Source organism: Lacticaseibacillus styriensis, assembly GCF_030770295.1.
GTDB classification, from domain to species: Bacteria; Bacillota; Bacilli; order Lactobacillales; family Lactobacillaceae; genus Lacticaseibacillus; species Lacticaseibacillus casei.
In genome coordinates this window covers 1318208-1331056 of the sequence record NZ_CP132483.1, presented here as the reverse complement: position 1 = coordinate 1331056, position 12849 = coordinate 1318208, and the positions used below count along the sequence as shown (strand labels likewise).

At 48.7% G+C, this 12849-nt stretch carries 10 protein-coding genes; 3 read left to right on the top strand and 7 right to left on the bottom strand.

What is annotated here, in order from left to right; genetic code table 11:
- The first annotated feature begins 485 nt into the window (after positions 1–485).
- The 3 genes from LACSTY_RS06455 (at position 486) to LACSTY_RS06445 (ending at position 3504) form a co-directional block, all read left to right on the top strand.
- The gene (locus LACSTY_RS06455) at positions 486–698 is read left to right on the top strand and encodes a DNA-dependent RNA polymerase subunit epsilon (RefSeq protein ID WP_010488611.1); all 213 of its coding nucleotides are present in this window, start codon (positions 486–488) and stop codon (positions 696–698) included.
- 4 nt (positions 699–702) lie between these two features.
- Complete coding sequence (gene rnjA / locus LACSTY_RS06450) at positions 703–2385, top strand: ribonuclease J1 (protein ID WP_047106055.1); 1683 nt, start codon at positions 703–705, stop codon at positions 2383–2385.
- Positions 2386–2553: 168 nt separating this feature from the next.
- Positions 2554–3504, top strand: coding sequence for a diacylglycerol/lipid kinase family protein (locus LACSTY_RS06445; RefSeq protein ID WP_087912073.1), 951 nt, complete (start codon positions 2554–2556; stop codon positions 3502–3504).
- Positions 3505–3570: 66 nt separating this feature from the next.
- Here the strand turns inward: LACSTY_RS06445 and LACSTY_RS06440 are convergent, their stop codons facing one another.
- The 7 genes from LACSTY_RS06440 to LACSTY_RS06410 form a co-directional block, all read right to left on the bottom strand.
- Positions 3571–3729, bottom strand: coding sequence for a hypothetical protein (locus tag LACSTY_RS06440; RefSeq protein WP_162494845.1), 159 nt, complete (start codon positions 3727–3729; stop codon positions 3571–3573).
- 234 nt (positions 3730–3963) lie between these two features.
- Positions 3964–5181, bottom strand: coding sequence for a GNAT family N-acetyltransferase (locus LACSTY_RS06435; protein WP_025012978.1), 1218 nt, complete (start codon positions 5179–5181; stop codon positions 3964–3966).
- A gap of 6 nt (positions 5182–5187) precedes the next feature.
- Complete coding sequence (recD2, locus tag LACSTY_RS06430) at positions 5188–7656, bottom strand: SF1B family DNA helicase RecD2 (RefSeq protein WP_087912072.1); 2469 nt, start codon at positions 7654–7656, stop codon at positions 5188–5190.
- Positions 7643–8311, bottom strand: a complete 669-nt coding sequence (locus LACSTY_RS06425; RefSeq protein WP_087912071.1) for a tetratricopeptide repeat protein — start codon at positions 8309–8311, stop codon at positions 7643–7645. Before LACSTY_RS06425 ends, recD2 begins: the two co-directional genes overlap by 14 nt.
- A 42-nt stretch (positions 8312–8353) precedes the next feature.
- Positions 8354–9016: a histidine phosphatase family protein gene (locus LACSTY_RS06420; RefSeq protein ID WP_087912070.1), complete on the bottom strand. Its 663-nt coding sequence runs from the start codon at positions 9014–9016 to the stop codon at positions 8354–8356.
- A gap of 208 nt (positions 9017–9224) precedes the next feature.
- On the bottom strand, positions 9225–10358 hold the full coding sequence (gene mnmA / locus LACSTY_RS06415) for a tRNA 2-thiouridine(34) synthase MnmA (RefSeq protein WP_087912069.1): 1134 nt from the start codon (positions 10356–10358) through the stop codon (positions 9225–9227).
- A 192-nt stretch (positions 10359–10550) separates the two neighbouring features.
- Positions 10551–12821, bottom strand: a complete 2271-nt coding sequence (locus tag LACSTY_RS06410) for an ATP-binding cassette domain-containing protein (protein ID WP_087912068.1) — start codon at positions 12819–12821, stop codon at positions 10551–10553.
- Positions 12822–12849 lie beyond the last annotated feature (28 nt).

Sequence of the window (12849 nt, the reverse complement as noted above, 5' to 3'; positions counted from 1 at the left end):
CAGTCGCAACTCGCTAATCCGACAAAAACATTTGGCAGTCATCGCCGTTAATCTAAAATTCTGAAAAGTGCTGACTCATTTTTTAACTCGCAATCGTGAGTGTTAACGCGGAAGCTGACGTGTAAAAGTGGTAATGGTAATCGCTAAAATCCGCTACGCACCGTCCAATCCTGCTGTTCAACATGTAACTGCCCTCTTCAAAATGCGTTCTCTGTTCATTCCTTCTTGATTATGCTAAACTATTGCTAGCTGTTGTATTCACAACAAATCGATCGGTCATAAAGGTTTTAGGAGTTGTGGCAAGAAATGAACCACAGCAAGGGTGCTTTGTTGCCATTTTGCGGTTCAAGCGGTGCGAAATATCGGCCATTCCAAGGAGATCGACCATGTTTTTTTATGGTTCGTTATCTCGGTGGTGTGTCCCTTTTTTCGGAAGCCATTTTGTCACACTTCCTTTCTTTTTGTACCACGGAAGGAGTCCAATCATGATCTACAAAGTCTTATATCAAAAAGACAAGGTCCAAAATCCGCGGCGGGAAACAACCCAGACGCTTTACCTCGAGGCGCCATCTGCGGTTGAAGCGCGTGCACTTGTAGAAGCGAACACGCCTTACAACATTGAATTTATCCAGGAACTCTCCGGAAATTTCCTGGAGTATGAGGAAAAGTCAGCTAACTTTAAGCTGACCACCTTCTAATCATATGAAATTAAATATTAAAAATAACGAAACCGCCGTCTTTGCTGTCGGCGGTTTAGGTGAAATCGGGAAGAACATGTACGGGGTTCAATTCCAAGATGAAATCATCGTCATCGATGCGGGGATCAAATTTCCTGAAGATGATCTGCTTGGGATTGATTATGTCATTTCCGATTATTCCTATTTAGTTCAGAACAAAGACAAGATCAAGGCTTTGGTCATTACCCATGGCCACGAAGATCATATCGGCGGTATTCCCTACTTCCTTAAGCAGGTTCCAAACGTCCCGATTTATGCTGGGCCGTTAGCAGCTGCCTTGATTCGCGGCAAGCTGGAGGAACACGGCTTGTTACGCACAACAAAGCTGACGGAGATCAATGAAGACACCGTTTTAAAGTTTAAAAAACTGAGTGTTGAATTTTTCCGCACCACCCACAGTATCCCGGATACATTGGGTATTGCCGTCCACACGCCACAGGGAATTGTCATTCAGACCGGTGACTTTAAGTTTGATCTGACGCCGGTTGGTGACCAACCTTCACCGAATTTTCAAAAAATGTGTCGTTTCGCCGAAGAAGGCGTCCTAGTCTTAATGTCTGATTCGACCAATGCCGAGATCCCGACGTTTACCAAATCAGAGCGCTTTGTCGGTAAGTCGATTCGCCATATTTTTGATCGAATTGATGGGCGCATTATCTTCGCGACATTTGCGTCCAACATCTCGCGAATTGCCCAGGCTGCTGATGCCGCCATGGCACATGGCCGCAAGATTGCGGTCTTTGGCCGTTCGATGGAAACCGCGATGGTCAATGGCCGTGAGCTAGGTTATCTGAACATCCCGGACGATGTTTTAATTGACGCCCACCAGCTGAATTCACTGCCTGCCGATAAGGTTATGATTCTGTGCACGGGTTCGCAAGGTGAACCGATGGCTGCGTTGAGCCGGATTGCGAATGGTACCCATCGCCAAATCAGCATTCAGCCCGGTGACACGGTAATCTTCTCCAGTAATCCGATTCCGGGCAACACAGTCAGCGTTAACCACGTGATTAACCAGCTGAGCGAAGCCGGTGCCGAAGTGATTCATGGCAAAGTCAACAACGTCCATACTTCCGGCCACGGTGGTCAAGAAGATCAGAAATTGATGTTGCGCCTGATCAAACCGAAATTCTTCATGGCGTGCCACGGTGAATATCGGATGCAAAAGATTCACTGCGAACTCGCGCAACAATGCGGGGTTCCGGAAAAGAATTGCTTCATCATGGAAAATGGTGACGTATTGGCGCTCACGGAAAAAAGTGCGCGGATCGCGGGCCACTTCCCTGCTGGTGATGTTTACATCGATGGCAGCGGTGTTGGCGACATTGGCAATGCGGTTATCCGCGATCGCCGTATGTTGTCAGAAGAAGGTTTGGTCGTTGTAGTTGCAACCATCAACATGCAGAAGCAAGCGGTTTTGGCTGGCCCGGATTTGCTCTCACGCGGATTCATCTACATGCGTGAATCAGGCGAATTGATCAACCAAGCGCAACGGCGGGTTTATCGCACGATCAAATCCACTTTTTCCAATAATGAAAAAGTAACCGAGGCAAGTTTAAAAGACGCGATTATCAGTAACTTGCAGGAATTTCTGTTCGATAAAACCGAACGACATCCAGTTATTTTGCCGATGTTGATTTTACTTTAAAGCCGACTTGTCAAAAACAATCGTTGTTCAAAATGTCGATCATGGCCGTACTGCCGCATTGTTGCCGGCAGTACGGTATTTTTTTGGCTTCTGGAGAGGACGTCATTGCATTGTTTTTCTTCAGTTTTTCGGTATAATTGATTGCGTGTCTGATTAGGAGGAAAGTTGATGGCGGCTGTTTTTTATTATCTTATCTATAACCCGGCGGCTGGTGGCGGTGCGGCCATCCCGATTTTTAAACAGGTTAAGGCCGTCTTGGATCAGCGCCAGTTGCCTTACGCGATCAAAACCTCGCGTTATCCTGGCCATACCAACGTTATTACCAAACAGATCGGTAACTTCAACACGCATGAACACCCGGTTCTGTTGGTGATCGGCGGCGATGGCACGTTGAATCAGGCTATCAATGGATTAATCGGCACTCGCCAACATGACATCCCGGTTGCCTATGTACCAGCCGGATCGGGCAATGATTTCGCCCGAGGCATCGGTATGTCAGAGGACCCGATGCATGCGCTAGAACAGATTCTGCAAGCTTCTAAGCCGGTTACAATTGATATCGGTCACTACCACGAACGAACTCGCGATGAATCCGGTTATTTTGTCAATAATATCGGCATTGGGTTTGATGCAGCCGTCGTCAATGCCGCCAATCACAGCGACAGTAAGCAACTGTTAAACAAATTCCACCTCGGCAAGTTAACCTACTTATTCCATGTTCTCGGCATGTTACTGACCCGCCGCCCTTTTCCAGTGGCAGTTTATGAAAAAGGTGTCCGCCATTTTTTTCACCATGCTTATATTTGTACCACCACGAATATTCCTTACTTCGGCGGCGGCATCCGGCTTTACAAACCCGCCGATCCGACTGATGGCCAGTTAGACTTGGTGATCGTAGAATGGTTCAATATCGTCTCATGGGCCTTGGCAATGCTACAACTGCTGCGCGGCAAAACACCGACCAGCAAAAGCGTTCACCTTTTTCATGCGAATAAACTAACGGTCGAGACCAGCTCCCTGGAATTCGGCCAGATGGATGGCGAAGAGATGGGAACGCGACCATTTGAAATTGACTTCTCAGTGGCCAGCCAGCGCTTTTGGATTGACCGCAGTATTTAAATGAATGACAAAAGTTGCTGAGCCCAATTTTACTAGGACGTTCATAGATAAGTGAATACCGAACAATCAAAAAAGCTTAGGCAACAAGTTCCTTGCCGTGCCAAACTCCGCAATCTCCGGCCAGATGGGGCTGGAACGCTGTGACGGCGCTTTGAGCCAGAAGCCCGCTGTCTCAAAGTCGCCTAACAACATCAGCGACAAAAACGGTCGCTGTGTTGTTTGCACGGCTGAGCCCCATCCGGCCTACGATTGCTCCGCTTTGGCACTGACATCTTAATAATCCTAACAAATTCTCCTGGGAAACTAGAAGCGGACATACTCCAGTTATTGTTGGAGTATGTCCGCTTCTGTATTGTGTCCGTGAATTATGACCTAGGCTCGCCCTTTTGCGATACTCAGTGCTTTTGTTGGATATACAAACGCCAAACCGGTTACTTAAATTGTGCTACCAAGATCCAATCAGAAATAATCCGAAAAGTAAGGCTCTTCCATTGGCACGGCATTTTCCAACAGTTTAATGGCATGCTTACTAGCCGAAAGCCGTTCGATTTGAGCCAAATAAGAGGGCCGCCGATAACTCATGAGCATAGTCGTCAGTGTCTGGATGTCTGTCGTAATGGCTTCACCAACCGGCCGATCGGTAATGTGCACCTGCTGATTTTCATCCCAGTAAACACCGAATGTCCCGTTGTTCCATGGCGCTAACGGATCACTCACAATAAAGTGGAACGGTTCAGTCGTCTCCGTTGCAAACGGGTATTGCGCCAAGAAGGCTTTGACATCCACAATTCGCGCCATGAAGTAAGGTTTAATGGTTTGATAGATATCACCGTCATCCAAGAGAAAATGCAGCGGCTCATTTTTGTAAATATTGCCTTTAACATGTGTCACCATTGAAAAATGGGCACTGATGAAGTTCCACAACCCGACGCGGGCTTCCTGATTGGTGTAGATCATTTCCTTCACGTGGAAAACCTCGTCCGCAATCCAATACAAAACATAGCCTTGAGGTTGATCGTCGGCATCATAATACACACCGGCAGTCCGTTCTTCTTCATTTTCCCAGCGCCAATACTCATCCCAGTTTAACTGGTTGCGGATCATGGCGCCGTGATTTTTCATGGCGAAGCGGTTGTACGTTTCAATCACGTCAGGATCATCAATTTCCAGACGTTCAACGTGACCAGGAACATTAACCTGTTTCGGCAGCTGAGTATCTTTGACGTCAAACGTGAGATGATCCGACATAATCTCCCAGCCTTTTTTGCGATAAAACGGAATGCTGTAAGGATACAGATACGAAATCCATTGTTTGTGGCTACGCATATGCTCCAAGCCCAACTTAACTAAATCGTGCATCAGTCCATGACCCGCGTATTCCGGATAAGTCCCGACGCCGGTTAGTCCGGCCATTTGATACAACGTCCCATGAATGTTCACCGTGCAAGGATAAATAGCAAGGGAACTGACAAGCTCATCTTTATGAAACCACCCCAGCACATCTGACTTTTCCAAAACCGGACGCTTGGCCCGCTCCAACTCGCCTTCTTCATAGCCGGATTGTTCTAAGTCTTTTTGCGTAACCTGAAACACATAAGTCAAAAGATCATTGAACTGCTCAAGATCCTTAGGCGTCACTGGCTTAATGACCAGTGACTTGCGTATGTTGTCCTCCATACAAGATTAATTCTCCTTCGTCATAAACATTTGCGGGGTTATACCATCCATTCCAATCATCGGATCAATTTTCTGCGAAGCTGCCAACGCTGGCGTTAACTGGTGAGGTGCCGTTTTGGCAGGCCTAACTTCATTATCCGAGTCGGAACCATTTGTGTCAATTTGTGCGGATTGTTGCGGCAAAGCTGGTTGTGGCACCGCAGCTTCTTCAGCAGCCGTTTGCGATCCTTCGATGTCAAACACCTGCTGCAACCGCTGAACTAACCCTGTATGCCGATTCACGGCCACTTCGCCAACTGCCGTTTCAAAAGCTGCAAGTTCACCCACCAAAATCAGAAATGACTTTGCTCGGGTAATGGCGGTGTAGAGCAAATTTCGCCGCAACATTCGGCGACTTTGCAAGGTTAGCGGCAAAATCACCATCGGGAATTCGCTCCCTTGAGCTTTGTGGATCGACGTCGCATAGGCCAGCGTGATTTTGCTAAAGTCGCTACGCTTATAGGTGATCTCATTGCCGTCAAAGTCAATCGTCAGCTCATCGGTTTTGCTAGGTGCTTCCTTTGCTAACGTAATCCCGACAATCTGGCCGATTTCGCCATTGAAGACATTCTGATTAGGATCATTGACCAGTTGCAGGATTTTATCACCGATTCGATACTCGGTGTCGCCAAAATGAACGGTTTTGGTCCGCGCGCTACGTTTAGGATTTAAAATATTCTGCAGCATTGGATTGAGGCGATCAATTCCCGCCGTTCCGCGATACATTGGCGCCAAAACCTGAATGTCGGCGATCGAAAACTGCTTAACAGCCGCCCGCTTCACGACCTGACCCACGACTTCCGGCACTTGGCTAGGCGTGCATGCCAAAAAACTGCGATCCACTTGCGGTTGCGTGAAATCGTCAGGAAGTTTACCGGCATTCACCGCATGAGCTAACGGAATAATCGAACTATCGGCGTCCTGGCGATGAATATGAGTTAAAGCTGCTTGTGGCAATGCGCCGCTGCGTAAAAGATCCGCGAAAACCTGACCCGGACCCACACTAGGCAACTGATCCTTATCCCCGACCAAGACAATCTGCATGCCGGGATGAAGCGCGGTCAACAGCGTCCGAAATAAATACGTATCGACCATCGACATTTCATCAATAATCAACAGCCCATCTGGCAGATCATTAGGCGCAAAATCCTGGGTATCCACGCCCAGTCCCAATAATCGATGAATGGTACTGGCCGGTAATTGCGTCGTCTCGCTAATTCGCTTAGCTGCACGGCCAGTCGGTGCTGCCAACATGATTGGAAATGGATCATCCGAGTTATACTGATTGGCATCTAACGAGAGGTCATGTAGTCGCGCATAAGTACGGACGATCCCATCTGTCACGGTCGTTTTTCCGGTACCGGGGCCGCCAGTCAACAGGAAAATCGGCGAGCGTAAAGCCGTGACAATTGCTTTTTTTTGGACATCATCGTAGGCAATGCCGGTGTCTGCCTGCACTTCCGCTAACGTTTTTTCAATATCTGGCAGCTCAGGTTCTTCAGCCTTCGCGCCTGCTTCGGCTAATCCCTTCAACTGACGGGCAATCTGCCACTCTGAATCATAGAGTCGTTTAGGAAAAATCCGCTTGCCTTCAGCGACCAGCTCATTATCTTTAGCTAGGGTCACAATGGCCTGACCAACGTCATCCGGCTTAACGGCTATATTCCGTGCCCGCTCTAACAAATCAAGTGTCTGGGTAACCAGTGTGCGCAGTTCGACAAAAGTATCCCCTTCACCATCGGTCAGGCGTTGTAGCGTGTCCATGACGGCACCGCCGAGACGCAATTGCGAATCCGGTGCGATATTCAATTTGGCAGCAATTTGATCGGCGCGGGTAAACCCGATGCCGGCAATATCATTGATGAGTTGATACGGGTTTTGCTTAATCACCTCTAGCGCATCATTTCGGTACTGCTGATAAATCCGCCCGGCCATGTTACTGGTGAAGCCGTAATCATTCAGTCCGATGATGACGCGTTCCATGCCTTGATTCGTCTTGAGATTGTCAACCAGCATTTTTCGCTTTGCGGCAGTGATGCCAAGGCCTTCAAGCGATGCAGGATCATCCAGAATCTGATTAATTGCATCTACCCCAAGCTTATCAATGATCTTCTCGGCAGTTTTTGGCCCGATACCCGGAAACTTATCCGAACTGAGGTAATTGATCAAACCGGTTTTGTTGGTTGGCTGATCAACATGATAATTATCTGCTTGAAACTGTTGGCCATACTTGGGATGGTCGATTACGTGACCGGTAAACGTGTAAGTTTCGTCTTCTTTGATGTCACCAAACGTTCCGGTCACGACAATGTCCGGCTCGGTCCAGGTGATGGTCGTAGCCGTAATGTCAATCAGGAGAATTTTAAAAAAATTCGTCGGATTCTGAAAGAAAATGCTTTTGACCCGGCCGGTGACACTATCCTCATGCCTGTCCATCATGACCCCCCTGTAACTTTAAAAACCGGTTGATGTCGGCGACCGCGCTGGCCTTTTGATCATAGCCTTTCGGATCGAGTTGCTTGGCTTCATCCAGATAATGACTGCCATCCTTACCGGCAGCGCTCAATGCCATGCCATAAGTAAACAGAATTTGCGGTTGTTTGGCGTCAAGCAATGGCTTCAAAATGTCCGCTGCCGCGTCAAACGCTTGTGCTGCCAATAACAAATCGGCTGCAAGTAAAGCCGCGTCGGTTTGTTTAGGTGCCAATTCGTGGGCGGTGAGGGCAAATGCGAGGGCTTTTTTGGTTTGACCTGCCTGTTGATAACTCAACGCCAACATGTAAGTGGCATCGTTCTTGAGGTGTTTGTCCTTGCGACATTTAGCAAACCAGGCTGCTGCGGCTGGATAATCCGCCTGTGCATAGGCAAATAAGCCGGCCGTGTATTGGAGTTCAATATCAGTCGGGAAAAGGTTGCGGGCTTTGGCGAGCAGTTCGCCAGCCTGATCCAAGGCCTTCAAGCTGATGAGCATTGTTGCCAACATGGCATAGCGCTTAGGATCTTTCGGCGCAGCATCAATGGCTTTGACTGCTGCATGAATGGCTTCTTCGTGTTTTCCTTGGTTAAATGCGGTTAAAATATCTGAATCCATAACAACCTCTTTACTCATATCGTGGTCATGCTGTGTCAAAAATCAAATGGTGTCGGTTGGTTTTGGCGGTTCCGGTAAAAAGCCGGTCTCGTTCCAGTCGATTAATTTAAACGGCAGACTTGGTCCATCTGCCTGTAAAATCGTCACGCTGCTGTTTGTAAGGCCACCATCTTTGCGAATCTCGGCTAATGGCGTCCCCAGCAAACTTTGGATAACCGCGGCCAGTGCGGCACCATGACTGATGTACAACAAATTAGCCTCACCGCTCCGATCCATCGCAACTGTCGCAACGATGGCCGGAATGGCGCGATTGATCAGCTGGGGAAACGACTCGCCATGAATTTTTCGCGGATCATAAGCAGCCGGTTCATGCCGAAAAGCATGTAGCTCTTGCGGAAAATGCTTGGCAACGTCACTGAACGTCATGCCTTCCATTTTGCCCAAGTTGAATTCGCGCAACGCCGGCATAACCGTTAGTGGAATTGTTTCATTTAAGTCTTTAATTAAAGTCTGTGCCGTCACCCGCGCCCGTTTAAGCGGACTCACATAGGCGTGGGCAAAAGGAATACCACGCAAATAGTCGGCTAATGACTTGATTTGCTCAAAACTTTCCGGAAGCAACGGGGAGTCCCCATTTGCGCCTTGATAACGTCCTTGATTATTCCATTCGGTTTTGCCATGGCGTACAAAATATAATTTGGTCACGAGCCGCACTCCTTTTACGTCTTAACCTTTTCATTATCAGTATTTTCGCCATAAATATCAAGCACACTCAGGGATGGATCAAAACTGACAAGTGGTACCTATAACGCGTTCGCCGGCGCAGGAGTCGGCTCACGCTCAAAAAAAATCAGCCCTAGAGACGACAAGCATCTCCAAGACTGAAGCTTTTCTAATCGGTCATTATTCGTTACTAAACGTACTGTAACTCATTCGTGTGGGCATAAGCTGCATCAATGGTACCGCCGCCTAAGCACTCGTCGCCGTTATAAAAGACAACGGCCTGACCTGGGGTAATAGCACGAACCGGCTCGTCAAAGTCAACAGTGGCTGTGCCGTCCGCATGATAGTGAATCGTAACGCCCGTGTCGCGCTGGCGATAACGGAACTTTGCTGTCATGTGGGTGCCTTCTGCCGGTGCCTCTCCGGTTGTCCAGTTAAGGTTTGACGCACTGAGACTCGTGGCCATCAAGGCAGGATTATCAAAACCCTGGCCCACGTAAAGGATATTCTTGTCTAAATCTTTGCCAACAACAAACCAAGGCTCAGAATTTTGCGAATTGCCGCCGATGCCAAGGCCTTGACGCTGACCGATCGTATAATACATCAGCCCGTCATGGGTGCCCATCTCGACACCATCAACGGTCATCATTTTACCGGGCTGCGCTGGCAGATAGGTACTTAGAAACTGCTTGAAGTTGCGCTCACCGATAAAGCAGATCCCGGTCGAGTCTTTCTTCTTCGCTGTAGCAAGTCCTGCAGCAGCCGCAATCTTACGTACTTCCGGCTTCTGCAGGTGGCCAATCGGAAACATCGCTTTCTTAAGCTGATCCTGGGAAAGCTGGCTTAGGAAATACGTCTGGTCTTTATTGCCATCAGCTCCACGCAACATGTGAACCACGCCATCCTCATCGGTCTTCACCTGCGCATAATGACCCATCGCAATGTAGTCCGCATTTAACTGCTCAGCATAGTCCAAAAATGCCTTGAACTTGATTTCCTTGTTGCACATAACATCGGGATTCGGTGTCCGGCCGGCTTTATATTCGTCTAGGAAATACTGAAAAACCCGGTCCCAGTACTCTTTTTCGAAATTGATCGAGTAATAAGGGATCCCGATTTCACTTGCTACCTTAGCGACATCTTCGTAGTCCGTGGTCGCCGTACAAACACCATTTTCATCGGTGTCGTCCCAATTTTTCATAAAGACACCGACAACATCATATCCCTGTTGCTTCAGCAAAAGCGCCGTGACACTGGAGTCAACGCCGCCGGACATGCCGACAACAACTCGGGTGTTGGAATTGTCCAAAACAATCACCATCATTTCATCAGATTCTGGAGATATCCGATTTGAAGGTCGAATTCCAGTAAGTGTTATTATAGCAGGCCACAAAAAGATAGCAAGCACAGCTCTGCACAAGCCTTTTCCGACTTTTGGGTTAAAGTGGACCAAGTTTTTTAAATCGCCCAGACGCACTGTGACGGTTAAGCGGCGTCGATTACCCCGCTTCTGGCATTATGCCCGCCGTTCCGGAGCTTCGTTATATTGTCGCAATGCCTGGCCGGTTCGGGATTGCTTGACCTGCATGCTAGCTTCTGGGGTTCCGGCGTATAAAATCCGCCCACCATAAATGCCGGCATCAGGGCCCATATCAATTAACCAATCGGCCTGACTGATGACTTGCAGATTGTGTTCGACAATGATCAGTGAATTTCCGGCGTCCACCAAATCGTCAAACAAGCGCAACAATTTGGTGATGTCCTGTAAGTGGAGGCCGGCTGTCGGTTCATCTAGTAGGTAAACTTCGCCCGTACGATTTAATTCAACCGCCAGCTTGAGGCGCTGCTTTTCCCCACCTGACAACGTGGTCAGCGGCTGGCCGAGTGTTAGGTAATCAAGCCCCACCCGCGCCATATTCCGTAGCGGCTTGGCAATCTCACTTGTTTCAGCGAAGAAGGTTTGCGCCTTAGCAATCGGCATTTGTAACACATCGGCAATATTTTGCCCGTGATAGGTGTAACTCAATGCCTGATCGTTATAACGGCGCCCGTGGCATTGTTCGCAGACGGAGACAACCGGATCCATGAACGCCATGTTCGTAATCGTTACCCCTTTGCCTTTGCAGCGTGGGCAGGCGCCGCGACCGTTGTAGCTAAACCAACTGCTGCCAACATGGTTAGCGTGAGCAAAAACTTTGCGAATCGGGTCCAGAATTTTCAGGTAAGTTGCCGGCGTCGAGCGAATATTGGCGCCGATGTCGGCCTGCGCCAGATCAATGTATGGCACCGTCAGATGATCGCGTAATGCGCTAACCAGCGTACTTTTACCTGATCCCGCAACTCCGGAAATCACGGTTTCGATGCCCAAGGGAATGACGGCATGGACATCTTTCAAGTTGTGCCGCTTAATGTGAGGCAGATCAAGCGTCGTCTTGGCTGGCCTCGGTTGACGAAACGTCAGTCGCTGTTTAAGCAGACGGCCAGTCAGCGCTTGGCTAGCCAACAACTGCGGATAGGTGCCGGTGAACGTGATGTGGCCACCGGTTGTGCCGGCACCGGGACCGACTTCGACAATGTAATCACCTAATGCAATTAACGCCGGATTGTGTTCGACAATCAAAATCGTATTGCCTTTTTGCTTTAACCGCACCAGTGCCCGCTTAATCAATTCGATGTCATGCGGGTGGAGGCCGACGCTGGGTTCATCAAGAATATAAACCATGTCGACCAAAGCGCTGGTCAGAAACTTAGCGATTTTGATGCGCTGGGTCTCGCCACCTGAAAGTGTTTCTGTCGGCCGATCCAACGAAAGGTAACCTAACCCGATATCAATTAAAGCATCGATTTTCCGCAACAGTTCGCGGATCACATCTTGCGCTAGTGGAACCTGAATTTTCTTCAAAAACTCCCGCACGTTGACCAGATCCATTTTTAATACCTGCGCAATATTGGTCTGATTGATGAGGCAGGTCAACACTTCCGGACGCAGGCGGGTGCCATGGCATGCAGGACAGGGCTTGCGCGTCACGATTTCGGCAAGTGCCGCTTTGTGGTGCTCCGCTTCTTTTTTGCCAATAATCGATCGCTTGATGCGCGGCACAACCCCTTCATACAGAGCCGTTCGCGGCCATTTGGCAGGTGCATGCTTGAGTGTCTGTTGCGGCGCATATAACAACAGCTTCATTTCTTCCGGCGTATAATCCCGTAACGGTTTATCGTTGTCAAACAACCCACTATAGACATAGCGCCGCCACCGCCAAGTATCGGGCCCAAAACTGACAAAAGTAATGGCGCCTTCGTTCAATGATTTGTCGGGATCAATCAACTTTTTAACATCAATATCATCGACATAGCCGAGTCCCTGACATGTTTGGCACATTCCCTGCGGCAGGTTGAATGAAAAGGTATCCGAATAACCGATAAAAGGTTTGCCGATTCGGGAAAAAAGGAGCCGTAAAAGTGAATAAATCCCAGTATAGGTAGCTAGCGTCGACCGGGCATTTTTCCCGATTCGTTTTTGCTCAACTACGATGGCGACCGGTAAATGGTCAATTGAACCCACGTCGGGTTGGCCATACTTGGGCAGATATTGCTGGGTAAAGCTGGGAAAGGTTTCGTTTAGTTCCCGGCGCGATTCAGCCGCGATGGTGTCAAAGACCAACGACGACTTGCCTGATCCAGAACGCCCGACGAAAACGGAAATGGCGTACTTTGGAACTTTAATATTCACATGTTGCAGATTATTCTGATTGGCGTTATGCACTTCGATGAAGCCGTGCTCGAACATCCAGCGTCCCCCTAACCATTCGTGTGCT